Source organism: Ruegeria arenilitoris, assembly GCF_013035315.1.
In the GTDB taxonomy this organism is placed as follows: Bacteria; Pseudomonadota; Alphaproteobacteria; order Rhodobacterales; family Rhodobacteraceae; genus Ruegeria; species Ruegeria arenilitoris_D.
This window is the reverse complement of sequence record NZ_WQHP01000003.1, coordinates 47,573-73,614: the sequence shown is the minus strand read 5'-3', so window position 1 is coordinate 73,614 and position 26,042 is coordinate 47,573. Positions and strand designations below refer to the sequence as shown.

26 protein-coding genes and 2 pseudogenes are annotated in these 26,042 nt (G+C 58.5%); 16 read left to right on the top strand and 12 right to left on the bottom strand.

Going from position 1 to position 26,042, the window contains the following annotated elements; genetic code table 11:
* Nucleotides 1-3: 3 nt before the first annotated feature.
* Nucleotides 4-1,461 (bottom strand): cobyric acid synthase, encoded by a 1,458-nt coding sequence (locus GOV53_RS07720; protein ID WP_170465200.1) that lies wholly within the window; start codon nucleotides 1,459-1,461, stop codon nucleotides 4-6.
* Between the two features lie 60 nt (nucleotides 1,462-1,521).
* On the opposite strand from GOV53_RS07720, the gene GOV53_RS07715 reads away from it, so the two are divergent.
* A complete protein-coding gene (locus GOV53_RS07715) occupies nucleotides 1,522-2,091 on the top strand; it encodes a cobalamin biosynthesis protein CobQ (RefSeq protein WP_170465198.1) in 570 nt (189 codons plus the stop codon).
* A 67-nt stretch (nucleotides 2,092-2,158) separates the two neighbouring features.
* Here GOV53_RS07715 and GOV53_RS07710 read toward each other — a convergent pair whose 3' ends face one another.
* Complete coding sequence (locus GOV53_RS07710) at nucleotides 2,159-2,479, bottom strand: DUF6280 family protein (protein ID WP_037310273.1); 321 nt, start codon at nucleotides 2,477-2,479, stop codon at nucleotides 2,159-2,161.
* A gap of 218 nt (nucleotides 2,480-2,697) precedes the next feature.
* On the opposite strand from GOV53_RS07710, the gene efp reads away from it, so the two are divergent.
* Nucleotides 2,698-3,261, top strand: coding sequence for an elongation factor P (efp, locus tag GOV53_RS07705; RefSeq protein ID WP_170426521.1), 564 nt, complete (start codon nucleotides 2,698-2,700; stop codon nucleotides 3,259-3,261).
* A gap of 54 nt (nucleotides 3,262-3,315) precedes the next feature.
* Here the strand turns inward: efp and GOV53_RS07700 are convergent, their stop codons facing one another.
* Nucleotides 3,316-4,260: an ABC transporter transmembrane domain-containing protein gene (locus GOV53_RS07700; RefSeq protein WP_170465196.1), complete on the bottom strand. Its 945-nt coding sequence runs from the start codon at nucleotides 4,258-4,260 to the stop codon at nucleotides 3,316-3,318.
* 107 nt (nucleotides 4,261-4,367) lie between these two features.
* Nucleotides 4,368-5,105 (bottom strand): CAF17-like 4Fe-4S cluster assembly/insertion protein YgfZ, encoded by a 738-nt coding sequence (gene ygfZ / locus GOV53_RS07695; protein WP_170465194.1) that lies wholly within the window; start codon nucleotides 5,103-5,105, stop codon nucleotides 4,368-4,370.
* 74 nt (nucleotides 5,106-5,179) lie between these two features.
* On the opposite strand from ygfZ, the gene GOV53_RS07690 reads away from it, so the two are divergent.
* Nucleotides 5,180-5,854 (top strand): TIGR04283 family arsenosugar biosynthesis glycosyltransferase, encoded by a 675-nt coding sequence (locus GOV53_RS07690; protein WP_170465192.1) that lies wholly within the window; start codon nucleotides 5,180-5,182, stop codon nucleotides 5,852-5,854.
* Nucleotides 5,855-5,861: 7 nt separating this feature from the next.
* Here GOV53_RS07690 and GOV53_RS21590 read toward each other — a convergent pair.
* Nucleotides 5,862-6,608: pseudogene (locus GOV53_RS21590) on the bottom strand (hypothetical protein); the annotation flags it as partial.
* Between the two features lie 77 nt (nucleotides 6,609-6,685).
* Nucleotides 6,686-7,573, bottom strand: coding sequence for a MurR/RpiR family transcriptional regulator (locus tag GOV53_RS07680; protein WP_170465190.1), 888 nt, complete (start codon nucleotides 7,571-7,573; stop codon nucleotides 6,686-6,688).
* Between the two features lie 105 nt (nucleotides 7,574-7,678).
* Here GOV53_RS07680 and GOV53_RS21500 point away from each other — a divergent pair.
* The 10 genes and pseudogenes from GOV53_RS21500 to GOV53_RS07635 form a co-directional block, all read left to right on the top strand.
* Nucleotides 7,679-7,744 (top strand): annotated as a pseudogene (locus GOV53_RS21500) (hypothetical protein); the annotation flags it as partial.
* The gene (locus GOV53_RS07675; RefSeq protein ID WP_170465886.1) at nucleotides 7,741-8,466 is read left to right on the top strand and encodes an N-formylglutamate amidohydrolase; all 726 of its coding nucleotides are present in this window, start codon (nucleotides 7,741-7,743) and stop codon (nucleotides 8,464-8,466) included. The pseudogene GOV53_RS21500 and the gene GOV53_RS07675, both read left to right, overlap by 4 nt.
* The gene (locus tag GOV53_RS07670) at nucleotides 8,463-9,047 is read left to right on the top strand and encodes a TRAP transporter small permease subunit (RefSeq protein ID WP_367648764.1); all 585 of its coding nucleotides are present in this window, start codon (nucleotides 8,463-8,465) and stop codon (nucleotides 9,045-9,047) included. Before GOV53_RS07675 ends, GOV53_RS07670 begins: the two co-directional genes overlap by 4 nt.
* Entirely contained in the window at nucleotides 9,044-10,363 is a 1,320-nt protein-coding gene (locus GOV53_RS07665) for a TRAP transporter large permease (RefSeq protein WP_170465188.1), read from the top strand. The genes GOV53_RS07670 and GOV53_RS07665 overlap by 4 nt, the downstream gene beginning before the upstream one ends.
* A 51-nt stretch (nucleotides 10,364-10,414) precedes the next feature.
* Nucleotides 10,415-11,449, top strand: a complete 1,035-nt coding sequence (locus GOV53_RS07660) for a TRAP transporter substrate-binding protein (protein WP_170426514.1) — start codon at nucleotides 10,415-10,417, stop codon at nucleotides 11,447-11,449.
* A 93-nt stretch (nucleotides 11,450-11,542) separates the two neighbouring features.
* Nucleotides 11,543-12,895, top strand: coding sequence for a glutamine synthetase family protein (locus tag GOV53_RS07655; RefSeq protein ID WP_170465186.1), 1,353 nt, complete (start codon nucleotides 11,543-11,545; stop codon nucleotides 12,893-12,895).
* Nucleotides 12,896-12,989: 94 nt separating this feature from the next.
* Nucleotides 12,990-14,372: an aldehyde dehydrogenase family protein gene (locus tag GOV53_RS07650; RefSeq protein WP_170465184.1), complete on the top strand. Its 1,383-nt coding sequence runs from the start codon at nucleotides 12,990-12,992 to the stop codon at nucleotides 14,370-14,372.
* A gap of 67 nt (nucleotides 14,373-14,439) precedes the next feature.
* On the top strand, nucleotides 14,440-15,585 hold the full coding sequence (locus GOV53_RS07645; RefSeq protein WP_170465182.1) for an iron-containing alcohol dehydrogenase: 1,146 nt from the start codon (nucleotides 14,440-14,442) through the stop codon (nucleotides 15,583-15,585).
* A gap of 74 nt (nucleotides 15,586-15,659) precedes the next feature.
* Nucleotides 15,660-16,499 carry an EamA family transporter gene (locus GOV53_RS07640; RefSeq protein ID WP_170465180.1) on the top strand — a complete coding sequence of 280 codons (840 nt, stop codon included), beginning with the start codon at nucleotides 15,660-15,662 and terminating at the stop codon, nucleotides 16,497-16,499.
* Nucleotides 16,500-16,567: 68 nt separating this feature from the next.
* Nucleotides 16,568-17,338 (top strand): alpha/beta hydrolase, encoded by a 771-nt coding sequence (locus GOV53_RS07635; RefSeq protein WP_170465178.1) that lies wholly within the window; start codon nucleotides 16,568-16,570, stop codon nucleotides 17,336-17,338.
* A gap of 18 nt (nucleotides 17,339-17,356) precedes the next feature.
* Here GOV53_RS07635 and GOV53_RS07630 read toward each other — a convergent pair whose 3' ends face one another.
* From GOV53_RS07630 to GOV53_RS07615, 4 genes are all read right to left on the bottom strand, one after another.
* On the bottom strand, nucleotides 17,357-17,638 hold the full coding sequence (locus GOV53_RS07630) for a hypothetical protein (protein ID WP_170426508.1): 282 nt from the start codon (nucleotides 17,636-17,638) through the stop codon (nucleotides 17,357-17,359).
* Nucleotides 17,639-17,968: 330 nt separating this feature from the next.
* Nucleotides 17,969-18,556 (bottom strand): hypothetical protein, encoded by a 588-nt coding sequence (locus GOV53_RS07625; RefSeq protein WP_170465176.1) that lies wholly within the window; start codon nucleotides 18,554-18,556, stop codon nucleotides 17,969-17,971.
* A gap of 10 nt (nucleotides 18,557-18,566) precedes the next feature.
* Nucleotides 18,567-20,525 carry a DNA topoisomerase IV subunit B gene (gene parE / locus GOV53_RS07620; RefSeq protein WP_170465174.1) on the bottom strand — a complete coding sequence of 653 codons (1,959 nt, stop codon included), beginning with the start codon at nucleotides 20,523-20,525 and terminating at the stop codon, nucleotides 18,567-18,569.
* Between the two features lie 111 nt (nucleotides 20,526-20,636).
* Nucleotides 20,637-21,476 carry a 5'-methylthioadenosine/S-adenosylhomocysteine nucleosidase gene (locus GOV53_RS07615; protein WP_170465172.1) on the bottom strand — a complete coding sequence of 280 codons (840 nt, stop codon included), beginning with the start codon at nucleotides 21,474-21,476 and terminating at the stop codon, nucleotides 20,637-20,639.
* 146 nt (nucleotides 21,477-21,622) lie between these two features.
* Here GOV53_RS07615 and GOV53_RS07610 point away from each other — a divergent pair, with 146 nt between their 5' ends.
* Nucleotides 21,623-22,231 (top strand): carboxymuconolactone decarboxylase family protein, encoded by a 609-nt coding sequence (locus GOV53_RS07610; RefSeq protein ID WP_170465171.1) that lies wholly within the window; start codon nucleotides 21,623-21,625, stop codon nucleotides 22,229-22,231.
* A gap of 2 nt (nucleotides 22,232-22,233) precedes the next feature.
* On the opposite strand, the gene GOV53_RS07605 is transcribed toward GOV53_RS07610, so the two are convergent.
* Nucleotides 22,234-23,109, bottom strand: a complete 876-nt coding sequence (locus tag GOV53_RS07605; protein WP_170465169.1) for an alpha/beta fold hydrolase — start codon at nucleotides 23,107-23,109, stop codon at nucleotides 22,234-22,236.
* Nucleotides 23,110-23,289: 180 nt separating this feature from the next.
* On the opposite strand from GOV53_RS07605, the gene ppk2 reads away from it, so the two are divergent.
* Nucleotides 23,290-24,159, top strand: a complete 870-nt coding sequence (gene ppk2, locus GOV53_RS07600; protein WP_254439247.1) for a polyphosphate kinase 2 — start codon at nucleotides 23,290-23,292, stop codon at nucleotides 24,157-24,159.
* A 115-nt stretch (nucleotides 24,160-24,274) separates the two neighbouring features.
* Nucleotides 24,275-25,639, top strand: a complete 1,365-nt coding sequence (locus GOV53_RS07595; protein WP_170465880.1) for an MATE family efflux transporter — start codon at nucleotides 24,275-24,277, stop codon at nucleotides 25,637-25,639.
* Here GOV53_RS07595 and GOV53_RS07590 read toward each other — a convergent pair whose 3' ends face one another.
* Nucleotides 25,640-26,041 (bottom strand): hypothetical protein, encoded by a 402-nt coding sequence (locus tag GOV53_RS07590; protein ID WP_170426501.1) that lies wholly within the window; start codon nucleotides 26,039-26,041, stop codon nucleotides 25,640-25,642.
* Nucleotide 26,042: the final 1 nt, after the last annotated feature.

The window sequence follows — 26,042 nt, the reverse complement described above, 5'->3', positions numbered from 1 at the left end:
AACTCAGGCCCTTTTGGGCGTTTCAGCCAGTGCGAGCAGACGGTCCAGGTCCATGGTCTGTTCCAGATGATCGGCCAGCGCGTCCAGCGTCTGTTCGACACCGTCTTCATAAGACAGATCGGACGTTACACCCAGCTTCGACAGATAACTGGCGCGGAAGGCGTCCGAAGTGAATATTCCATGCAGGTAACTGCCCCGGACACGCCCCGTGGCATCGGTCGCACCTTCAGGACGCCCGTCAATCTCAAGCCAAGCACGGTCGCAGTCGGGGCCTTGCGTCCGTCCCATGTGAATCTCATAGCCCGAGACCGGCTCTCCGCCCTCCAGCGCGCGCGCCGAGGTGAGAGTTACATGTTTTTGCCCACCCATGACAGTTTCCACGTCCAACAGCCCCAGCCCTTCGACGGTGCCGGGACGACCATCGACACCCTCGGGGTCGGCGATGGTTTTTCCCAGCATCTGATAGCCGCCGCACAGGCCCAAAACGTGGCCGCCACGCCGAACATGCGCATACAGATCGACATCCCAACCTTGGGTGCGGAAATAGGTCAGATCGCCGATCGTTGACTTGCTGCCCGGCAGCAGAACCAGATCCGCATCGCCGGGCAGGGCGCGACCTGCCGGGACAATCTCGACCGTGACGCCCGGTTCGGCAGACAGAGGGTCCAAGTCGTCGAAATTCGCCATCCGCTCAAGCTGCGGCACGACCACCTTGCAGGCACCGCCGGAATGCGAACGGATATCCATCATATCCTCCGCCGGAAGCTTCCACGCGTCGTTAAACCACGGAACAACGCCCAAACAAGGCCACCCGGTGCGCGCGGCAATGTCGTCGCGACCTTCGTCAAACAAGGATACGTCCCCCTTGAACCGGTTGACGGCAAATCCCCGGATCATCCTCAGGTCCTCCGCATCCAGAACCGCCTGAGTTCCGACGATCTGCGCAATCACACCGCCGCGGTGGATGTCGCCCACTAGAACGACCGGCACACCAGCGGCGCAGGCAAAGCCCATATTGGCTATGTCGCCCTTGCGCAGGTTGGTTTCGGCCGGGCTGCCAGCGCCTTCGATCAGCACAAGATCCGCGTCGCTGCACAGGCGTTCAAAGCTCTCCAGCGCTGCGCCCAGCAGTTTGGATTTGTCTTTGCGGTAGTCGCCCGCCTTCATGGTGCCCGCCCGCTGGCCCTGCACGATGATCTGCGCACCGGTATCGGTTTCCGGCTTCAACAGGATCGGGTTCATGTCCGTATGGGTCGCGCGTCGAGCCGCCCGCGCCTGCAGGGCTTGTGCGCGACCAATCTCGCCGCCGTTTTCGGTGACAGCTGCATTGTTCGACATGTTCTGCGGTTTGAACGGCGCGACGCGCAGTCCGCGCCGGGTAAAGGCCCGCGCCAGACCGGCCACGAGAACCGATTTCCCGACATTGCTGCCGGTGCCCTGAATCATGATGGACCGAACCATGGCCTGTCTCCTATGCTCTGGCGCAGATGACCTGATTTGCAGGCAAAGGAAAAGCCCCAGTTGAATACGCCCGCGCATCTTTTGATCGGAGCTGCCGCCTTTGCCCGCCCGCCCCATGGGCGTATCCTTTGGGCAGCCCTTCTGGGCTCATTGCTACCGGATCTGTCGCTTTATGTAATGGCGGGAACATCGCTTTTTATCCTGGGTATTCCGCCAAGCGTTGTTTTCGACCAGCTCTATTTCTCGGACAGTTGGCAGACAGTGTTTGCGATCGACAATTCCTTTGTCATTTGGGGAATCGCTCTTTTTGTCGGGATGTGGAGAAAGTGGCAGGTCCTGACAGTTGCGGCATCCGCCGGGTTGCTGCACCTGGCGATGGATTTCCTGCTTCATGCCGGGGACGGCCGGCCTCAGTTCTGGCCGATCAGCGATTGGGTGTTTCATAGCCCGGTCAGCTATTGGGACAGCAATCACCACGCCCTATGGGTCGCGCCTGTGTCTGCTGCGATCTGTATCGCGTGCTATGTGGTGCTTTGGCGTCGCGGTATGCCGATTCTTGCCAAACTGTTCTTTGGCGCGTTGCTGATGGCCGAGTTGTGGGTCGCGCGGCAATGGTTTTTGTTCTTTTGATACCCGCCAAAAGAAAAGCGCGCCCCAGTTATGGGAGCGCGCTTTTTCATGCGAGAGTCGCGTTGGATCAGGCGGCTTCAGCTTGCTGAGCGGCGTTGCGGCGTTCGCTTTCTTCACGCGACAGCGCGACCGAGGTGCGGACACCACGACCAACGAATTCCATCAGACCGCTGACAACCCGTTCGTTCGGGTCGATACCGGCGCAGGACAGCACTTCGCGGCCATCGCGCGAGCGTGCCCAACGGGCGATTTGTTCGGGGCCATTGCCGTATTTCTTGTCATCGGCGATAGCGTCATCCAGTGCAGCCAACACAACGGCCGCGAAAAGTTTGCGTGCACGATTGCCTTGCTCATTGTTAAAGGCAGTGCCGTCAACGAAATCTCTCATCTCGTCTTCCTTGTTGTTCTTGCTCTTGCATTTTCGGCGTGAGGGTCCTTATGACCTATTAGGTGCGATTCGGATACAGCTAAAATGCATAGTTGCGTTGCGTCACTCGCATAGCTTGCTGCAAGTGCAGCACTAGGTTTCGTTATCTTGTCAGGTGTGATCCCGCCAGATATAGGGACGGGAACTGACGCATCAACCGTTTGTGAAGGATTTATGTCATGCCCAAGATAAATGGGAACGAAATTCGCCCCGGCAACGTGCTTGAGCATAACGACGGGCTGTGGGCGGCGGTCAAGGTCGACCACGTAAAGCCCGGTAAAGGCGGCGCTTTTGCGCAGGTCGAGCTGCGCAACCTGCGGAACGGATCGAAGCTGAACGAACGCTTCCGGTCTGCGGACAAAGTTGAGCGCGTGCGCCTGGAACAGAAAGATCAGCAGTTCCTGTACGAATCCGACGGCATGTTGGTGTTCATGGACTCTGAGACATACGAGCAGATCGAACTGCCCGCAGAGTTGTTGGGTGACCGTCGCCCGTTTCTGCAGGACGGCATGACAATTGTCGTCGAGTTTTACGAAAGCGAAGCGCTGAATGCCACGCTGCCCCAAAAGGTCACCTGCAAGATCGTTGAGACCGAGCCGGTGGTCAAAGGCCAGACCGCGGCGAATTCGTTCAAACCAGCCGTTCTGGACAACGGCGTCAAAGTTATGGTGCCGCCGTTCATCGGGCAGGATGAGATGATCGTCGTGAACACCGAATCCATGGAATATTCCGAGCGCGCATAAACCCGCGCTCACTGGAACATTGAAAAGCCGTGCGGACAGGTGCCGCGCGGTTTTTTATTGTCTGCGTTTGATGTGCCGATACTGTTCGGGGTTTGGGCCGAATAGCTCAAGCATGAGCTCGTATTTGATGCGATTTGCGCTGACCTGCCGGTAAAAGGCGATCAGGAAGGCTGTGGGGCCCTGAATCCGGCTAAGCCCGCTGGTGGCCGCGACAACCGTGCCGACATCCGTTTTTCCGTTCAGAACAAGGTAACCGCCCAGCATCAGAACACCCACGGTTCCGGCGCCGTTGATCACGCTCAGCAGAAACTTGGCCGACAGCTTCCAGATGAACATTTTGCGCCGGGTTTCGTAGATGTCATCGAACTGTGCTTCGACTTCGCGCGCGATGTCATTGATCTGTTCAACGTTCAGTTTATCGGTGGCGCCGCGCAGAATTCGCACGCGTTCGGCGACGAAAACGTTCACTTTGCGCTGTGATATCAGGACAATGATAATCTGTGGCACGATCATCGAGAACGCGATCATGCCCAATCCGGGTTGGGTGGACGAAATATAGCCGATGACGCTGATCAAGGTGCCAATCTGGACGACCGGGTCTGAAAACGCGCCTCCTGCGAATTTTCCCAGTTCTTCCGCTTCGGCCGAGATCGCCGTGGTCATCGTGCCTTGGCGCACTGTTTCGCCAGAACCATTCAAATCTTCGGCCCTGCGCAGCAACCTTTGGCGGATCATGCGGATCAGGTCCTCGCCCAAAGTCCCGGCGCGGTATCCCAGCAACCACTTCAGGGCAAGGCTCAGCAGGATGACGGACATCATGCCTGTGCCAAGGTAGATCAGCTTGTCAGTGCTGACGTCATCCGAGGTCAGGTGGTTGATGATATCGCGCTGAAACTCAAGCGGGACCGCAGCCAGACCCGCAATGGCAATGGACAAAACAATGAGAATGATCTGCCGGCCGGCGCTGGCGCGCCAAATCGCTCTGTATAACTGGAACATGAGTCAATCCGGATTGCTGAACTCAACCCAGTGTGACAGGGCGCGTCGCTTTGTTCAAACCTGACGGGGCAGGGCGACGGCACCGCCGTGCCGGTTTGGCAACAAATTTAGGGGATTAGCCGAACGATGGCCCCATCGGCCTGCATATCATCCCCAACGCGGTCGAGGCGCAGGTAGGCGATCCCTCGGCCATTGGATTGGGTGAACAGTGTCCCCGCCGGTTTTCCACCCGATGTGATGGCCGTCCCAACCGGAGCGGCCCCATCGACAGCAACACTGCGCAGGCCTTTGCGCAACTCGGTCTTGTGCTTCATCCGTGCGGTGACTTCCTGCCCGACATAGCAGCCCTTTTTGAAATCCACGCCGTTGAGCACTTCGAACCCTGCCTCCAGGATGTAACTGTCGGGGGTCAGTTCGATCCCGGTTTCGGGGATGCAATGGCCCACGCGGATCGCGTCCCAGTCGGTGCCGTCGTCGCTTTCTTCCTGCGCGGTATAGGCCCGCCAGCCCATGTCCGGGTGGCGTGGATCGGGCAGGGCACCATCCGGTGCCGGTCCGGTACCGCGTTGCAGGTTCAGACCGCTGTCCTCGATCGCGACATCCGCGCGCAGCTTGTACATGCCCAACCGTTTGACCAAACCGTCGGCAAGGTCTTCGGCCACGTCCAGCAACACAGCTTCACCGTCGCGTTTCAGGAAAAAATCGGCCAGATACTTGCCCTGAGGCGTCAGCAGGGCGGTATAGACCAGCCCGGAATCCATCCCCGCGATATCATTGGTCACCAGTCCTTGCAGAAAGCTGTCGGTGTCCGAGCCGCTGAGGCGCAAAATACGGCGGTTGGGCATCTGAGTTGTCCTCGTCTTTTCCTCGGGCCTCGTGATATAGGAGTTTCCGCCGTCATGACCAGAGGGTTTCCGCTGTGCCTGCACCGATCAGCATCGTTATCCCGACCCTGAACGCTGGCGATAGCCTTCCGGCGACCCTTGGGGCGTTGATTGAAGGGCTGCATGCAGGGCTGATCCGCGAGCTGATCGTCTCGGATGGCGGATCGACTGATCAAACCGTTGAGATTGCGGACGAGGCCGGGGCCGAGATCGTGACGGGACTGCCTTCGCGCGGCGGGCAATTGGCGCGAGGATGTGCGGCGGCCAAGGGTGAGTGGCTGCTGGTTCTGCACGCCGACACAGTGTTGCAGGAAGGCTGGAGTAAATCTGTGGGCGATCATCTGAGTACCAGGGCACCGGCTGCATTCCGATTGGCATTCAGGGCTTCGGGCTTTGCGCCGACATGGGTTGCGGGCTGGGCCAATCTGCGCAGCCGTTTGTTCGGTTTGCCCTATGGGGATCAAGGCCTGCTGATCCCGCGCGCGATGTATCAAAAGGTCGGTGGTTACCGCGATCAACCATTGATGGAGGACGTCGCGCTTGTGCGCCGCCTGCGCGGCATCACCTTGCTGCCCAGCCGAGCTTTTACGAGCGCGGACCGCTATCAGAGGGCGGGATGGCTGCGTCGAGGGGCGCGGAACTTGTGGACTCTGACGCGGTATTTTCTGGGGGCAGAACCGGAACGGCTGGCTCAGGCGTATCGTCGTTGACGGTGGCGCGCAGCTCGACGATGGATTTTCCAAGGCGGAAGGGGGCTGCGAAGCTGACGAGGCACAGGGCGACGATCTGCAGGACCAGAATATGCGCGTTGGCCTGCAGGTACTCCCACTCATCCTTTAGTTTGCCCACCTGTTCCACCAGATCGTCGTAACTCTGCGCCAGGATCAGATAATCCCCGGCTATCGCGGGCACCTTGCGGCGCATGTTGTCGATGGCGGTCTGCGTTGCGTCGTCCAGTGTCGTGAAGACAAGGAACTGGTCGATGTCGAACGCATCAGCCTTGGCGGCCATCTCGTCCATCTCATCCTTTTCCTGCCGCCCGAACAGGAAATGCAGCCCCTGCAACGGCGCGACTTCGTTCGTGACAGCGATGAACAAGGGCAGGTCGGCGTTGCTGGCGGTTGAGGCAGACAGGAACTCGACCCGGTCGCACAAAACAGCGGTATCGGGGTCGAAGGCCGGATCGCAAAAGCGCAGCCGGAACCGCGCGGCATCCCGGTCAAAGGCCAGCGTGGCGGCATAGGCCACGTCGATTTGCCGGTCCAGTCGCGAACTGTCTGAGGAATAAAGCCCCGCCAGAACCGCTACCAGCGCACCAACCCCGCCCAGCACGACCCAGACCAGATCGGCCAGTTTCCAGGCCCGATGCCCGGCGGGTTTGCGGAACAGAAATGCCGTACCAATCGATCCGATCAGAAAGAACAGGATCAGCAGCGGCAATTGGTTGTCGGTCACGAAACTCATGACTTCAAAGTGACCGCCCGCCCTTCGGCTGGCAACACTCATCACGCGCAGTTGTTCCGGTTGAAAGGGAAAAGGCGTTATGAACCGGCGCTTTGGCCGAACTTTCGGAACAGCTTGGTACGGTCGAAGGCTTGTTCCAGCTCGTCAGTTCTTTCTTTGACCGAATCCCACAGACGCTCTTGCACCTCGGCAATGACGCATTCCATCAGGACCAGGATAGCAGCCATGGAATCCCAGGCCGAGGGCACCGCGATCCGGGCGGCAAAAGTATGTTTGGCCAGCCTGTGAATGGGCGATCGCCATTGATCCGTGAACAGAATGATCTCGGCCTCGCGCTCGTGGCAGAGCTGGCCGATCAATAGCGACGCGTTCTCGTATCGGCGAACATCCAGTGCCACCAGGACATCCCCTTTGCGGACGTCCAACAGATCGTGTGTCCAGGATGCCGCAACGGGCAGCAGGCGCACGTCAGGGCGGATCATCTGCAGATGCAGGTACAGATACTGCGCCAACGTGCCGGTTATGCGGCCACCGGTTATAAAGATGCGCCGTTCGGGGTCGCAGAGCAGGTTGCAGAAACTGTCGAATTCTTCCGGGTCGACCTCATCAATCGTGCGCTTTTGGTTGGCGAGCGTTTGCTGAGAATAGCGGTTCAGGATATGCTCTTCGGGCAGGTCGTTCTGCCAAAGGTCGCGTTTGGCGACCGGCCCCGAGATCATCTCTTTCACCTCGCCGCGCAAGGCGGACTGAAACTGGGGATAGCCATCAAAACCGGTTTTCTGAAGCATTCTCGCGACGGTCGTGGTCGAGACCGAGGCCGTGCTGGCCAGTTCCGTGATGCTACCCAGGCCAGCCATTGGGTAGTCGTCCAGCAGGACACTAACCAATTGCCGCTCGGATGGGGTCATCTTGTCTTTGTGGGCCAGAAGCCTGTCTGTCACCCGCACGCGGTGCTCCTCCTGCATTCTTTACGGCCTAGTGTGAATAATTTTTCAGCAATTTCAAGAGTGGTGAATTTTGTACAGGAAAATTATTGACAGGTTAAGGTCTCATGTGGAAATTTTTCCACACTCGGTCTTACTAGGAATCGCAGGGCAGTAACTTGGACTTTGGAACAGTCGTTCACACGGACATGACGGATGGCCCATTTTCGGTGGTGCTGGTCTGCGAGCACGCGTCCAATCGCGTCCCCGAATTTCTAGGGGATATGGGGCTGTCCGAGGATGCGCTGCGCAGCCACATCGCGTGGGATCCGGGGGCGCTGGCCGTGGCGCAGGGTATGGCCAAACGACTGTCGGCCCCGTTGGTACATGGCGGTGTGTCGCGGCTGGTCTATGACTGCAACCGCCCACCCGAGGCCCCCGGAGCAATGCCAGAACGCAGCGAGGACTATCGGATTCCCGCCAACATCGGGCTGTCCGAACAGGATCGTCGGCAGAGGATCGAGGGTATCTACCGGCCTTTCACCAAAACGCTATCTGATTTGATTGCCGAAAACCGTGCGGCTCTGGACCTTATGGTAACGATTCACAGCTTCACGCCTGTGTATCATGGCCAAAAGCGCGAGGTTGAACTGGGCGTGCTGCACGGTGCCGATGACCAGTTCGCGCGGGCCATGATGGCGGCGGCGCCACTGGATCAGCCCTTTGTGATCCGTTTGAACGAGCCGTATTCGGCAGCAGATGGAGTCGCCCACACTCTGGACGCACAGGCCGTATCCCAGAAACTGCCGAACGTCATGATCGAGATACGCAACGACCTGATCCAGACGCCCCAACAGCAAGAGGCGATGGCCGACTACTTGGTGCCGTGGATCCAGCAAAGCCTCGTAGAGTTTCAAAAAGGGGGCGCGGCGTGATCAAAGCAATGGCGGCATATGTTCGGATCGTCGACGCGGTCAACTACCGGATTGGCCGGGTCATGATGTGGGGCTTGTTCGTGATGATGGGCATCCTGCTGTGGTCCTCGATCTCGAAAACCTTCTTTCTCCCTTCGCTCTGGACGCTGGAAATGGCGCAGTTCGCGATGGTGACCTATTACATCCTGGGCGGCCCGTACTCGGTACAGGCAGGGGAAAGCGTGCGGATGGACCTGTTCTATCACAACTGGAGCCCGCACCGGAAAGCCTGGTTCGATGCGATCACGGTTCTGCTGCTGATCTTCTATCTGGGCGTACTGTTCTACGGAGGCCTTGGGTCGACGGCCTATAGCCTTGGCTATTGGGGGGACGAGCCGGTTTCCTACTTCGTCGGCATTCTGACCGGCAGCGAAGAGATTGGCCGGCTTGAACGTTCGTCGACAGCCTGGAGGCCCTACATCTGGCCGATCAAGGCCATCATGGTGTTCGGCTTTTTCCTGATGCTGCTGCAGGCGATATCGGAATTCTTCAAAGACATAGCCCGGATCAACGGGCAGGAAATCGGGGTCTCACGGGCATGAGCCAGGAATATATCGCCATCTTCATGTTCGCACTGATGATGCTGATGCTGTTTACAGGTCAGCGCGTCTTTGGCGCGATCGGTGCTGTGGCCACAATTGCCGCGTTGGCGCTGTGGGGCACAGGAGGACAGGACATCACGTTCTCGGCCGCGATGAAGCTGATGAAATGGTATCCGTTGCTGACGCTGCCGATGTTCATTTTCATGGGATACGTCCTCAGCGAGAGCCGCCTTGCAGATGACCTTTATCGGATGTTCCACGTCTGGATGGGGCCGATCAATGGCGGGCTGGCCATCGGTACGATCGGGCTGATGGTGCTTGTGTCCGCGATGAATGGCCTCAGCGTTGCGGGCATGGCCATCGGTGCAACCATTGCTCTGCCCGAACTGCTGCGTCGTGGCTATGACAAAACCATGGTGACTGGCGTCATTCAGGCCGGGTCCAGTCTGGGAATCCTTGTGCCGCCGTCCGTGGTTCTCGTGCTATACGCGATGATCGCGCGTCAGCCTGTGGGACAGCTCTGGTTGGCCGGTATCGTTCCGGGTTTGATGATGGCCGCTTTGTTCATCCTCTATATCTGGATCCGCTGCCGCATTCAGCCCCAGCTTGGTCCCGCCATGGAAGACGCACACGAAGTGCCACGGGCCGAGAAAATCCGTCTGTTGGGGGCAGGGGTACTGCCGCTGATCATCTTTGCGGCCATGATGGTGCCTTTTGTGAACGGCTGGACCTCGCTCGTGGAAAGCTCGGCTATCGGAGCCTTGACCGCCTTGTTCGTCTCGGTCGTAAAGCGGCGGATGACGTGGAAGATCTTTGAGGACTGCACCAAACAGACGCTGATGATCTCATGCATGTTCATGTGGATAATTCTGGCCGCGCTGGGCTTTGGGGCCGTGTTTGACGGGTTGGGCGCTGTGAAGGCCATCGAGAACCTGTTCACGGATCAACTCGGCCTGTCGCCCTGGATGATCCTGATACTCATGCAGCTCAGCTTTATCGTCATGGGCACGTTTCTGGACGACACCGCCATGCTGGTGATCGTGGCCCCGCTGTATGTCCCCTTGGTGGGTGAGTTGGGCTTTGATCTGATCTGGTATGGTGTGCTGTATACGATCACGACCCAGATCGCCTATATGACCCCGCCGTTCGGCTATAACCTGTTCCTGATGCGCGCGATGGCACCGCCTGAGATCGGGCTGAAGGACATCTACACCTCGATCTTCCCCTTTGTCGCGGTGATGGTGCTGGCGCTGACGATCGTCATGATTTTCCCGGAAATCGCCCTGTGGCTGCCTGGATATGTCTATGGAAATTAACAAGAATGTCCGGCGAACGGGCACCAAAACTTTAACGGAGAGGAAATTGACATGACAACAAGACGTAAGTTTCTGAAAACCGCCGGGGTTGGCGTTGCGGCGGCCCCGCTGGCAACGCCCGCGCTGGCGCAAAACACGATCACGTGGCGGATGCAGACTTATGCGGGCCCGGCGCTGGCAGAGCACGTGATTGATCCCGCGATCAAGATGTTCAACCAGATCGCAGGCGACCGCATGCAGATCGAACTTTTCTATGCTGACCAGCTTGTTCCCACTGGTGAACTGTTCCGGGCCATGCAGAAGGGCACGATCGACGCGGTGCAATCGGATGATGACTCGATGGCGTCGCCGACCGAAGTCACCGTGTTTGGCGGATACTTCCCGTTTGCGTCACGCTATTCGCTGGATGTGCCGGTTCTGTTCAACCAATACGGCCTGAACGAGATCTGGGACGAAGAATACTCGAAGGTTGGCGTCAAGCATATCAGCGCCGGTGCATGGGACCCCTGCCATTTTGCCACCAAAGACCCGATCAACAGCCTGGCGGACTTGCAAGGCAAGCGCGTCTTCACCTTCCCAACCGCGGGCCGTTTCCTGACGCAGTTCGGCGTTGTTCCAGTGACCCTGCCGTGGGAAGACATCGAGGTTGCAGTTCAAACCGGCGAACTGGACGGTATCGCGTGGTCCGGTATCACCGAAGACTATACCGTCGGTTGGGCGGATGTGACGAATTACTTCCTGACCAACAACATCTCGGGCGCATGGGCCGGGTCGTTCTTTGCCAATATGGACCGTTGGAACGAGCTGCCCGAAGACCTGCAAACCTTGTTCCGCGTCTGCTGCGACCAGTCGCACTACTATCGTCAGTGGTGGTATTGGGGCGGTGAAGCCAGCCTGCGCGTTAACGGTGACAAGATGCAGCTGACCTCCATCCCGGATGAAGAATGGGCACAGGTTGAAGAGGCCGCCGTGGTGTTCTGGGACGAGATCGCAGCCGAGTCCGAAACCAAGGCGAAAGTTGTTGAAATCTTCAAGCGCTACAACGCCGATATGCTCAAGGCCGGACGGCCTTATCGCTACGGCTAATACAATTAGAACCGGCCCGTCTTTTTGGCGGGCCGGTCCCTACACGGATTTAGAGTTTTCGATGAAAATTCTTGCACTTGCCAGAGGTAACTCATGCTGACACTGGAGCATCTAAAAACACAGGTTTCTGCGGGGGAAGTCGACACCGTGCTTGTCTGCATGGTCGATATGCAGGGGCGTTTGATGGGCAAACGGTTCCATGCCGGTCATTTTGTTGCCGGTGCATGGGAAGAGACCCATTGCTGCAACTATCTTCTGGCCACGGATTTAGAGATGGCTACGCCCGACGGGTACGCGGCAACCAGTTGGGAGCGCGGCTATGGCGATTACATCATGAAGCCCGACCTGAGCACTCTGCGCCCTGTGCCCTGGCTGGAGGGTACAGCCATGGTCATGTGTGATGTGCTGGACCATCACACGCATGAAGAGGTGCCGCACGCCCCGCGATCAATTCTGAAAAAGCAGGTGAACCGTCTGAAAGCCATGGGCTACGACGCCATGTGCGCGACCGAGCTGGAGTTTTTTCTGTTCGAAAAGAGCTTTGACCAGATCCGCAAGGAGGGCTTCCGCGATCTGGAACCGATCTCTGGCTATAACGAAGACTATCATATCCTACAGACCACCAAGGAAGAGCATGTAATGCGCCCGATCCGCAACCATCTGTGGAATGCGGGAATACCGGTTGAGAACTCGAAAGGCGAGGCCGAGACCGGGCAGGAAGAGCTGAATATCAAATACGCACCCGCCATGGACACCGCCGAGTATCACTCAATCGCCAAGAACGCGGTGAAAGAGATCGCCTGGCAGCACGGCCACGCGGCGACCTTCCTGCCGAAATGGCACCACGACAAAGTAGGCAGCTCTTCGCATGTGCATCAGTCGCTGTGGAAGGATGGGCAACCCGCGTTTTATAACAAGTCGGATGGGCTGGGCATGTCGGCGCTGATGAAAAGCTACATGGCCGGGTTACTGAAATACGCCGCTGATTACACCTATTTCATGGCCCCTTACATCAACAGCTATAAGCGGTTCATGAAGGGCACTTTTGCGCCCACGCGGATCATCTGGTCGGTGGACAATCGAACCGCCGGGTACCGTCTGTGTGGCGAAGGCACCAAGGCGGTGCGGGTGGAATGCCGTATCCCGGGCTCGGACATGAACCCCTATCTGGCGATGGCCGGAATGCTGGCCGCTGGGATCGCTGGGATCGAGGAAGGGCTAGCGTTGCAGGCGCCGACCAAGGGGGATGTATATCAGGGCGAAACGGGCATGATCCCTGCGAACCTGAGCGCTGCTCGGGATGCCCTGCATGGGTCGGCGATGTTGCGTGGGGCAATGGGCGACGAGGTTGTCGACCACTATACCCGTGCGGCCGAGGTCGAGATAGAGGAATTCGAGCGTGTGGTGACCGATTGGGAAGTTGCACGCGGGTTCGAGAGGGCTTGAGAAGGGGTAAGGCTGGGGGCTCTGCCCCCAGACCCCCGAGGTATTTTTGGCCAGATGAAGCAGGGATCCTGCTTTCTTTCTACATGGAGTGGACATGGGGCAGATGTTGAAATGTGTCTCGCCGATTGATGGATCGGTTTTTGCAGAACGGGAGGTGTTGTCTCGGGATGCGGCGTTTGACGTGGCTGCTCGGTCGCGGGCGGCGCAGGCGGGCTGGGCGGCGCGGCCGTTGCAGGAGCGTATTGATCTGGTGATGGCGGGCGTGGCTGCTATCGGCGCGATGAATGATGCGATCGTGCCCGAGTTAGCGCATATGATGGGGCGTCCGGTGCGTTATGGCGGTGAGTTTGGCGGTTTTAATGAGCGCGCCAGCCATATGGCTGAGATTGCCGAGACGTCTCTGGCCGATATCGCTGTGGGTGAGGACGAGACTTTCAAGCGTTACATCAAGCGTATCCCCCATGGCGTAGTGTTCGTGGTTGCGCCCTGGAACTACCCTTACATGACGGCGATCAATACGGTGGCTCCGGCGCTGATCGCGGGGAATACTGTGGTCCTGAAGCACGCCACACAAACGCTGCTCGTCGGTGAACGGATGGCCAGAGCTTTTCACTCGGCCGGCGTGCCCGAGGATGTGTTTCAGAACGTGTTTCTGAGCCATGAAGTGACCAATGATCTGATTGCGGGCAACGCGTTTGATTTCGTGAACTTCACCGGCTCGGTCGGTGGTGGTCAGGCGATGGAACGCGCCGCGGCGGGGACGTTCACCGGTGTTGGCACTGAACTGGGTGGCAAAGACCCCGGCTATGTCATGGAGGACGCTGATCTGGATGCTGCCGTCGATACTCTGATCGACGGAGCCATGTTCAACTCGGGTCAGTGCTGCTGTGGGATTGAGCGGATCTACGTACATGAAAGCCTGTATGACGCGTTCGTCGCCAAGGCGGTTGAGGTTGTGAAGGGCTACAAATTGGGCAACCCGCTGGATTCCGAGACAACGATAGGGCCGATGGCCAATGTGCGGTTTGCCGATGAGGTGCGCGCTCAGATCGCCGAAGCGGTTGAGGCGGGTGCCGTTGCCCACATTGAAACCTTTCCAGAGGATGATGGAGGCGCGTACCTGACGCCGCAAATCCTGACCAATGTCACCCACGACATGCGCGTGATGCGGGATGAAAGCTTTGGGCCGGTTGTTGGTATCATGAAGGTATCTTCGGATGACGAGGCCATCGCGTTGATGAACGACAGTGAGTTCGGCTTGACCGCCAGTTTGTGGACTCGTGACGTGGATCGCGCGGCCAAAGTGGGTGACCGGATTGAAACCGGTACTGTTTTCATGAACCGGGCCGACTATCTGGACCCCGGCCTGTGCTGGACCGGGTGCAAGAACACCGGGCGCGGCGGCGGCCTTTCGGTTATCGGCTACCACAACCTGACACGTCCCAAATCCTACCACCTCAAGAAGGTCACGGGCTAAGGACTCCGGCCTGCTCTGGTCCTCCCCCCTCGCCAGAGCAGGCATCAATCAACAAAGGAAACCTGACATGTCACTTGTTGGAAACTGGTCGTACCCGACCGCAATCAAATTCGGGGCAGGGCGCATCAAGGAATTGCCCGAGGCCTGCGCGGCGGCCGGTATGAAGCGGCCCCTGTTGGTCACCGACAAGGGATTGGCCGATCTGCCGATCACCACGGCCACTCTGGATATCATGGAGGCGGCCGGTCTGGGCCGGGGCCTGTTCAGCGACGTCGACCCGAACCCGAACGAAAAGAACCTTGAGGCCGGTGTCGCAGCCTATAACGCGGGTGGCCATGATGGGGTGATCGCCTTTGGCGGCGGCTCGGGTCTGGATCTGGGCAAGATGGTGGCCTTTATGGCCGGACAGACGCGCCCTGTTTGGGATTTCGAGGATATTGGCGATTGGTGGACCCGCGCGGATGCGGACGTCATCGCTCCGATTATCGCGGTGCCGACGACTGCGGGCACGGGGTCAGAGGTTGGCCGGGCCAGCGTCATCACCAATTCCGAGACGCACGCGAAAAAGATCATCTTCCACCCCAAGGTTCTGCCGACCGTGGTGATCTGCGACCCGGAGCTGACCGTTGGCATGCCCAAATTCATTACGGCTGGCACGGGGCTGGATGCTTTCGCACATTGCGTCGAGGCCTATTCCAGCCCGCATTACCACCCGATGAGTCAGGGTATCGCTCTGGAAGGCATGCGTTTGGTCAAGGACTACCTGCCGCGCGCTTATTCCGATGGTACCGATATCGAAGCGCGCGCTCAGATGATGAGTGCAGCCGCAATGGGCGCAACTGCGTTCCAAAAGGGCTTGGGTGCGATCCATGCGATGAGCCATCCAGTTGGTGCGGTGTTCAACACCCACCACGGCACGACGAACGCGGTCTGTATGCCCGCCGTGCTGGACTTTAATACTCCTGCCATCGCGGATCGTTTTCAGGTCGCGGCGGCCTATCTGGGTATCGATGGTGGATTTGACGGCTTCCGCGCCTTTGTGCAGGAGTTCAATGACGCGCTGGGCATTCCACGGCAACTGTCCGATCTGGGAGTCACCGAAGCCGCGATCCCCGAATTGGTCCAAGGTGCGATCATAGATCCCTCCTGTGGCGGCAACCCGATCGAATTGAATGAGGCCAATCTGACAGACCTGTTCAAAGCCGCGTTGTGATTGACCTGAGGTTATGCAACTAAAGGGGCCGGTCCGGTACTCGGGCCGGCTTTTTCTATGCGAAAGGTTCGGATGTGACCCCGTTTGTCATTGCCATCATTCTGACGGCAGCGCTGTTGCATGCGGTTTGGAACGCAATTGTCAAAACCGCGGCTGATCGGACCACGACTCTGGGCCTGGTCGCGTTCGGGCACGTCATTCCGGCGACGGTGATGGTTCTGCTCTTGCCACTGCCCAGTGCCGAAAGCTTTCCGTACATCCTGATCTCGACCGTCGTGCATTTCGGCTATTACTACATGCTTGGCAAAGCCTATCAGCATGGCGATCTCAGCGTCGTCTACCCCATCGCACGCGGTATTGTACCCGCGCTGGTCGCGCTTTGGGCGATGATACTGGTGGGCGAGGTTCTGCCGTTGCAGGCGTGGGGTGGCATCGCCCTGATCGCGCTGGGCATCCAACTTAGCAGCTGGAGCGCCCTGCGATCTGGTGTTGGCCGCTGGGCTTTGGGGTTCGCGCTGGGTACAGGATTTTGCATTTCGATCTATTCGGTCGTTGACGGTATCGGCGTTCGGCTCTCGGGCAATACGCTCAGCTACTGGGCCTGGGGCGCATTCCTGCACCTGTTCATCGCGGGGTTTGTAGGGATCAAAAAGCGCAACACATTGGCTGGCCTTCCACTCAAGACGTGGATGATCGGTATTCTGGGCGGATTGGTGTCGATGGCGGCTTATGGGCTGGTGCTATACGCCAAGAACTTCGCGCCGCTGGGTGCGGTTTCCGCGCTGCGCGAAACCTCGGTGATCTTTGCGGCGCTGATCGGGTTCGTCTTCCTGCACGAGGGTAACTGGATGCGACGTCTGGGCGCTGCAGTTCTGATGGCCATTGGTGTCGCGTTGATTGGTATGTCCGTCTGATCCCGACGCTCTTGCCGTTTGCGTCCTGTCTCTCTCATACTGAGGGCAAGCGATGACGGAGCGTTTTGATGACCAAAGAGATTGTTCTGATCCACGGGGCCTTTGCCGGGCCGTGGTGCATGCAAGACTACGCGGATTTCTTCACCGCGCGGGGCTGGACTGTGCATACGCCCGCACTGCGCTATCACGGCGGCGATCCCAAGGCCGAACCCGACCCGCGCCTGACCGATACCAGCGTTATGGACTATGCCGATGACATCGCGGCCTTCGTACAGGGGTTGGACAGCAAACCAGTGCTGCTGGGCCACGCAATTGCGGGCGTGGTGGCACAGCAGGTGGCCTCGCGCGGATTGACCAGCGCCATCGTCCTGATCAACCCGAACGCCGCGTGGGGGACGCTTCCCGAAACCGACGACGAACGCGCGATCCCGCGCGCGTTGATGGAGGGCGGGGCGTTCTGGAAACAGCCCATGCGGGTCGAGTTTGACCTGATGGCCCCCTTCGCGCTGAACAAAATGCCTGAGGCGCAGCAGCACGAGGTGTTCGACCAGCTGGGCGCGGAAAGCGGACGGGTGATGTTCGAGATGTTCTTCTGGATGTTCGACGACCACCACGCGATGAAGGTGGACATCGACAAAGTCGACTGCCCGGTGCTGATCGTCTCGGGTACCGAGGATCGGGCCGTGAACCCCAACACCTGCCGTGCGCTGGCCAAGCTGTACGGAGACCGCGCGACATTCCTGCCCGTGGAAAACCACGCGCATTTCCTGTTCATGGAACCCGACTGGGAAGGTCCGGCCGGACAGATCGCGGACTGGCTGGAGGGGAAGCTGGGCTAATACGCCCGGCTATTGGGTTCAGCGATTGATGTTGATACCGCTCTCCGGTTGCCACCTCATGAGGCCATCGCTCCCTTTTCTACACCGCATAAGGTGTTCTTCGCGCGTATTGGACGTTTCGGTCACGGTGTTTTTGCCAGAGATCACGACATAGGCGTCCACCGAATACGCCAGGCCGTTGTAGTAGCAGAACCGCAACTCTGCCCCGACCGGAATAGGCGACGCGCCGATCAGCGACTGCTGCGCGCTTGCCTGGCTGGCCAGCAGGGCCAGAGCTACTCCTAACGTCAGTGTTTTCATGTCGTCCTCCCGTGCGAAAATGTGTTCGTTGAAATTGGGTCTTGGACGCTCGGAACCTCAAATATCGTTCTTCTATGACGGATTGCGCGCAAGTGTGAACGCGATCAACGGGTTAGGCAAGGGGGTGTTTGGGGGTCGCTTGTGGAAACGTCATACGCAATCCACGCCAATGCGTTATGCAGCGAATGATGCACGCGCCCGGCTCGAGGGTTGTGATAAAGTAGGACCGGTGTTTGCACCCATTTCGATATTGGTCGCACGATTGGAACGAAAGCCGATCTTGTGCTAGCCAAAGGTCTGAGTTTAGCAAGGTTGGAGCGTTTAAGGAGCTCAAAGCTGGTCAAACTCCGAAGGGTCAATCAGCATTGATTTAGCAAAATAGTGGTTCTCCAGTCCAGTATTGCTTAAACCTATGTCTCTTCGCATAGCTTTATAAAGCGGGTCAATTTGCGATAACAATTCCTTAGATGAAGACCGCCCAGCCGAAACCGACAAAAAGTTTTGGAAAGAGTTGAGTACTTTAGGTGAAGCCCATAAGGTTATGTCAACTCTGAAGTCGCTCAGCATGAGGAGTAACTCCTTCTCATCAACCGCTTGGTCTTCAAATCCTTCTTTCTGAGCGAGCAGCATTTTCTGAACAAGCTTTAAGAAACCATAGTAGATTTCGATTTTCCTGTTTCTGTGAGCTTCTTCAATTTCTCTCTTTCGAATAGACGATTGAGTATACAACGCGGCAATTAAACCAATTGCTGCCGAGAAGACTGTCACAACCAAGGGAACATAAATTTTTGGCTCTAAGGTTTTTGCGCCTTCAATTACAGCTATTGCTACAAACCACCCATGGTAGGCGACGAAGCCGACGAGGCCACCGCCTACCAAAAGAACAATAATGGCAAAGAAGAATCCAAGCGTTTTCATTGAAACTTACTTAAACATCCAGTTCTTCTACAAACCGCGCGTTCTCCTGAATGTACTGGAACCGCAGTTCGGGTTTTTTACCCATCAGGCGCTCTACCAGATCGCCGGTCTCGCCGGGTTCGTCCTCGTCGATCGTGACGCGGATCAGTTTGCGGGATGCGGGGTCCATCGTGGTCTCTTTCAGGTCCTTGGCGTCCATTTCGCCCAGACCTTTGAAGCGCGAGACGTCGATCTTGCCCTTGCCGCCCAGGCCTTTCTCAAGCCATTCGTCGCGCTCGGCCTCGTCCAGACAATAGACGCGTTTGGCGCCCTGGGTCAGGCGATACAGAGGCGGGCAGGCGAGGTACAGGTGGCCCGCGTCGATCATCGGGCGCATCTGGGTAAAGAAGAACGTCATCAGCAATGATGCGATATGCGCCCCGTCCACATCCGCGTCGGTCATGATGATGATCTTGTCATAGCGCAGGTCGTCGACGTTGAACTTGGTGCCAAGGCCCACACCCAGCGCTTGGGTCAGGTCGTTGATCTCGGCATTGGTGCCCAGTTTCGAACTGGCCGCGCCCAGCACGTTAAGTATCTTACCGCGCAGGGGCAGTAGGGCCTGTGTTTTGCGGTCGCGGCCCATTTTGGCCGAACCGCCCGCAGAATCGCCCTCGACGATGAATAATTCCGTGCCGTCGCGTGTTGAACTAGAACAGTCCACCAGCTTGCCGGGAAGACGAAGTTTCTTAGTGGCGGACTTGCGTTGTGTTTCTTTCTCGGCCCGTCGGCGCAGACGCTCCTCAGCCCGCAGGATGAGGAAGTCCAAAATCGCTCCGGCAGATTTCGTGTCCGCGGCCAGCCAGTTGTCGAAATGGTCGCGGACCGAATTTTCCACCAGCCGCTGCGCCTCGACCGTGGCCAGACGGTCTTTGGTCTGGCCGACGAATTCGGGCTCGCGGATAAAGCACGACACCAGTGCGCAGCCGCCGGTGATCAGATCATCACGAGTGATCTGCGCGGCTTTCTTGTTGTTGATCAGCTCACCATAGGCTTTGATCCCCTTGAGGATCGCGGCCCAGAAACCCGCTACGTGAGTGCCGCCTTCGGGCGTTGGGACGGTGTTACAGTAGGACTGTATGAACCCGTCGCGTGAGGGCGTCCAGTTGATCGCCCATTCGACCTTGCCCGGCGTTCCGAATTTCTCGTTGAAGTCCACCGTACCTGCGAAAGGCTGTTCGGCATAGGTGGACGACCCGTTCATCGTCTCTTTCAGGTAGTCCGACAGGCCTCCGGGGAAGTGGAACGTCGCCTCAGTCGGGGTTTCGCCGTCGTCGATGGCGGATTTCCAGCGGATTTCGACACCCGAGAACAGGTAGGCCTTGGAGCGGATGGATTTAAACAGCCGCGCCGGTTTGAACCGGTGGTGGCCGAAGATGTCTGCGTCTGCGTGGAAGGTCACAGTGGTGCCGCGTCGATTGGGGGCCGCGCCGACCTTTTCGACCGGACCCAGCGGGATGCCGCGCGAGAAGCGTTGTTCGAACAGCTGCTTGTCGCGTGCCACCTGCACGACCATCGAATCCGACAGGGCATTGACCACCGACGCGCCCACGCCGTGCAGACCGCCCGAAGTCTGGTAGGCTTTGCCCGAGAATTTACCGCCCGCATGCAGGGTACACAGGATGACCTCAAGCGCGGATTTGTCGGGGAATTTGGGATGCGGGTCGATCGGAATACCGCGCCCGTTGTCGCGCACCGTCAGGGCATAGTCGGCGTGCAGTTCAACCTCGATCCGGTTGGCATGGCCGGCGACCGCTTCGTCCATCGAGTTGTCGAGGATTTCGGCCACCATATGGTGCAGCGCGCGTTCATCGGTGCCGCCAATGTACATGCCCGGTCGTTTGCGAACCGGTTCCAGACCTTCAAGCACCTCGATGGACGAGGCGTCATAAGTTGCGGTCGCTTCTGGCGTCAACAGATCATCGGGCATGGGTGCTGCTCTTGTTTTTCGGTTTGGTCCCATTATGGCAGGTGATGTGTCCGGGGGAAAGAGGGGCGCGAGGTGTTGTGGGTAAATGGGGGGTCAGGGAATTTTGGCCGCTCAATCAAGCTCTTTCAGGAAGGCTTCGACCATGTCCGCCAGATTGCCACCTGCCAGGGATATGAAGATTTCAAACTGGTTTGACCCAGACTCTGCGCCAGCCAGGTCAGAAAGCGCACGGAATGCCAGGAAGGGAATGTCGTGCACATCGGCAACCTGAGCGATTGCAGCCGTTTCCATGTCCATTACCCGAGCATTGAAGGTCGTATGCGCCCATTCCCGAAACTTGGCGTTGTCGACAAAGGCAGTACCCGAAACGCCGCCCCCACCGACATAGATTTGCGGCGCATGGGCCAGGTGCTGGCCATCTGGTGCTACGGTGGACAGCGTCAGCTTACTGGCCGCAGCTTTGGCCGCAGCGAGAAAAGCCGCGTCCGCCGGAAACCAGAAACGGCTGGTGCCATGTCCGGCGAGTTCTTCGAACACGCCCAGGTTAATGGTGTGCATCATGCCGAAACTTGCGAAGTCAGAGGATAGGAATGGTGGCAACTCGTAACCGCTGTCGGTTTCGCGGGCGAAGGCCATCTCCATGTACTGGCCCCACTGAACTGGAACGGCGATATCACCGATGGATAGCTCCGGATCCGCGCCGCCCGCGACTCCGGAAACGACGATACCTTTGATGTTGAAGTGGTCCACCGCAAGCTGAGTTGTCATCGCTGCATTTACCATCGACACGCCCGAGGAAAACACGACGACCGGGTGCCCGGCCAAGTTTCCAAGCACAAAGTCGGTCTTTGCCTGTCTTACTGTTTGGGCATCCTGAATTCTGCCGCGCAGGATTTCGATCTCGGGCTCGAAGGCCGAGATAAGGGCTATTCGGGCGGTCTGATCGGTCATGGGCATCCTGCACTGTATTTGGGGTGTCAGGCGAAGCTTGGCACCTGTGTGTCTGGGCCGCAAGTGTGGCAGTCACTGTCGGCTCGCGCATTACGAACGGCCGGATTAAGGTGCTTAGACTCATCACGAATAGGGCAGGAGGGAACATGAGCTGGATTAAGACGGTGCCGTTCGAACAGGCCTCGGGCAAGCTGCGAAAGCTGTACGACCGGGTCACCGGGCCGGGCAATAATGTCGACAACATCATGATGGTGCACTCGCTGCGCCCACATTCGATGGAAGGTCATATGGCGCTGTACAAGAACGTTCTGCACCATTCGGCCAACACGATCCCGAAGTGGTTTCTTGAAGTGCTGGGTGTGTGGGTCAGCGCGTTGAACAAGTGCGCGTATTGCGTCGAACATCACTACAGCGGCCTGCAGCGCCTTTTGGAAGACCCGGAACGCAGTCAGGCAATCCGCGCGGCCGTTGAGGCGGGCACGCCCGAGACCGCGCCGCTGGATGCTGCTCAAATCGCTGCCATGTACTATGCGCGCAAACTGACCGAAGCCCCGGCCGAGATGACTGAGCACGACATCGCGGCGTTGCGCGCGGTGGGTTGGGACGACGGAGAGATCCTCGAAATCAATCAGGTCTGCGCCTATTTCGCCTATGCAAACCGGACGGTACTTGGACTGGGGTGCTCGACCGACGGGGATATTCTGGGGTTGTCGCCGAACAATTCGGATGACCCCGCGGACTGGGGGCATCGCTAAATTTAACGCGCCATCCAGTCCGTGATCGCCTGCGCCACCGCTTGTGGCTGTTGGTGGTGCAGCCAGTGATCTGCATTCGGGATGTCGACGCGTGTCAGGTCTGGCGCGAACTCTTCCAACCCTTCGGTCGACTCTGGCAGCAGGGCCTTGTCTTCGCGCCCCCATAGTAGCAAGTGCGGACAACGCACCATCAGCCGATCTTTCGGAAGTTGCGGCACATCGGTCCGGGGGACGCCGGGCTTGGCGACCACCAACGGTGACGCGCGATACCAGTTCAGCATCGCCTCAAGCCGCCCGGGCCGCGCCCATTCTGCGCGGTAGTTCTGCATTTGTGCGTCCGACAGCCAATCGGTGCCCATGCCAAATCGAAAGAACTTCTCAAGCTTGGCAAAGTCATCCGCCGCCAAATGCGCGGCTGAGTCGGGTGCGCGCAGGGCGTTGATGTATTGCGACGCCTCGGATTGCGCACCCCCGGCGGCCATCGCGCGTTGGAAGGGTGCAGGGTGCACACCATTTGCGATGATCAATCGGCTGACCAGTTCCGGGCGAAACATGGCCAACCCATAGGCGACCGAAGCCCCCCAGTCATGACCCAGCACGGTGACGCGACGGCCCAGCCCGTCGATCAACGCGGCCATATCGGCAACCAGTTGAGACAGGGCATAGTTCCCGACGCCTTGCGGAGCCCAGCTTTGTCCATACCCACGTTGATCGGGGGCGATGCAATGGAAGGTCGAACTCAGATACGGTGCCAGATCGCGCCACGCACCGCCGTATTCCGGGAACCCGTGCAGCATCAAAAGGGGCGGCAGGTCGGCGTCACCCCAACAGCGCAGAAGAAACCTTTGGCCGTTGAGATCAGTGAAGTTGCTTTCCATGCTCTAAGTCCTGTTTTGATCCCACAAAAATGCGTTTGAAAGATGCAGCAGTTTGACACCAATCAAAGCGTGTTTTCCGCCATTGTGCTAGCCGTTTTCCCGGACCGTGAAACAAGGAGAACCTGAATGGAAACAGTGGTGCAGATTGACAAGACCCAGGCCCCGGCAACCCTTGCGTCGATGGCTGAGGCCAAGCCAGCCGAGCCCAGCCCGGAACGAATCCGTCAGGCCTTTGAAAGCGGCAAGTATCCTTATGGTCGCAAGATGGCGCGCAGAACCTATGAGACGGAAAAGGCGCAACTGCAGGCGGAATTGCTCAAGGTGCAGCTATGGGCGCAAGAAACCGGCCAGCGGTTTGTCCTGTTGTTCGAAGGCCGCGACGCCGCAGGTAAGGGCGGCACGATCAAACGGTTCATGGAACACCTCAACCCAAGGCAGGCGCGCGTCGTCGCGTTGAACAAGCCAACGTGGGAAGAGAAGGGCCAGTGGTATTACCAGCGCTACATTCAGGAACTGCCCACCGTCGGAGAAATGGTCTTCTACGACCGGTCTTGGTACAACCGCGCCGGTGTTGAACGCGTGATGGGCTTCTGCTCGCCCAACGAATACCTCGAGTTCATGCGTCAGACGCCCGAATTGGAGCGGATGTTGGTGCGCTCGGGTATCCAGCTTTACAAGTACTGGTTCTCGGTTACGCAACCTGAACAGCAACGCCGTTTCAAAAGCCGCGAAACCGATCCGCTGAAACAGTGGAAGCTGTCACCGATCGACAAAGCCAGCCTGGACAAGTGGGAAGACTACACCGAGGCGAAAGAGGCGATGTTCTTCTATACCGACACCGCTGACGCCCCGTGGACCATTATCAAGTCGAACGACAAGAAGCGCGCCCGTCTGAACACGATGCGCCATTTCCTGTCGACGCTGGACTATCCGGACAAGAATCACGAAGTCGTCGGTGCCCCGGACCCGCTGATCGTCGGGCAGGCGCATCATGTGATCCATCGCTCGGAACATATCCTGGGGAATTCACTGCATCCAGAAACGCCCTGATGCAAAGGCCCGCTACATCCCAGTAAGGGTTTCGGAACTGGACTGCCGAGTCTCTATTTGAAATTTCATCGATCCCCTCTTGTCCCGGCTTCGGGCCGGGCATATGGCTGATGCGATGAACAAGGTGATGACATATGGCGGCCACTTCAAGGCCATTGCCGTGCTGGGCTTGCCGCTGGTCGGCGGGCATCTGGCCCAATTTGCGATTGGGCTGACGGATACAGTTATGCTGGGCTGGTATGGGGTCGAGGCGCTGGCCGCCGTGACGCTGGCCAGCAGCTATTTCTTTGTTCTGTTCCTGTTTGGTGCGGGCTTCGGCTGGGCGGTGATGCCCATGGTGGCGACCGCAGCAGCGGAAGAGGATGAAACCAGCATTCGCCGATCCACCCGTATGGGGCTGTGGTTGTCGCTGATCTATACCGCAGTGATGATGCCCATGCTGTGGTGGTCCTATCCCATTTTCCTTTTGCTCAAACAGGATCCGCAGGTGGCTGCGACCGCTGCAGAGTACCTGCGCGTCGCGGGGTGGGGGCTGTTCCCAGCCCTGTTCGTGATGGTGCTGAAATCCTATCTGGCCGCGTTGGAGTGTACCCAGATCGTGCTTTGGATCACTGTGCTGGCGGCGGTGGTGAATGCGCTGACGAACTATGCGCTGATCTTCGGCAATTGGGGGGCACCTGAGCTGGGCGTGATGGGTGCGGCCATCGCATCTGTCGTCACGCAGTTGGTGTCCCTGATCTGCGTGGTGATCTACGCGGTGCGCGTGCTGCCTGAACATGGCCTGTTCCAACGCTTCTGGCGACCCGATTGGGAGATGTTCCTCAGCGTCCTGCGCCTGGGTGTGCCGATTGGCCTGACAACCTTGTCCGAGGTCAGCCTGTTCGCCATGTCGGCCATCATGATGGGCTGGTTGGGTCAGGTACCGCTGGCGGCGCATGGGATCGCGCTGAACCTCGCCTCTGCGACGTTCATGGTGCATCTGGGCTTGTCCAATGCGGCAACTATCCGGGCCGGGAACGCGCTGGGACGCAAGGACCGCCCGCATCTTGAGCGTGGAGCGATTGCGGTGACCGGAATGTCCTTGGTGGTCTCGGTCCTTACCGTGATCCTGTTTCTGACCTGTGCCGAGCCTTTGATCTCTCTGTTCATGGAGCCCGATGATCCGCAGCGATCAGAGATTCTGGCGATCGGTACTGGCCTTTTGGCGATGGCCGCACTGTTCCAATTGGTGGACGGAGCGCAGGTGATTGCCCTTGGTTTGTTGCGCGGTCTGCAGGATGCCAAGATCCCGATGGTCATGGCCGCGCTCAGCTATTGGGGCGTGGGGATCACGTCCTCTTACTATTTCGGCTTTGTGCGCGGAATGAACGGCGTCGGCGTTTGGCTTGGCCTGGTGCTGGGCCTTGCCTGTGCAGCGGTTCTTCTGATGGCCCGTTTCTGGATGCGCTCGGTGCGTGCGGTTGGAGTGCCCGCCGAGTAGTCAGCCTTTGCTAAACCGATCGGCCTTTTTGCGCACCAGAACGGTGCGCAGATCGTGCATGGCCATCAGCAGCCTGTCCGTCACATCCTCTAGCTGTTCATCTGTCGCTTTGGACTGCGCCCATTGCGTAGTCAGGTTCAGGTAGTCGACCGCACGGTGAATGTCATCGATGTCGCGCTGGGCTAGCAGTGCCTTGCGCGCCTCCATCCAGCGGGCGATCTCGGCATTGTCGGCGTCGGACAAGGTCCGCTGCCCCTGAGGCTTCACCTCGCCATTGCGGATGTTGATGACCGCGATCTGGTCCATCTCAATCCGGCGCTGGCGGTTTTCAGTGTCGATCTTGAAAACCGCCGCACCGTTTTCACGGACGCGAAAATAGTACTCGGGCAGGTCCGCTGTCATA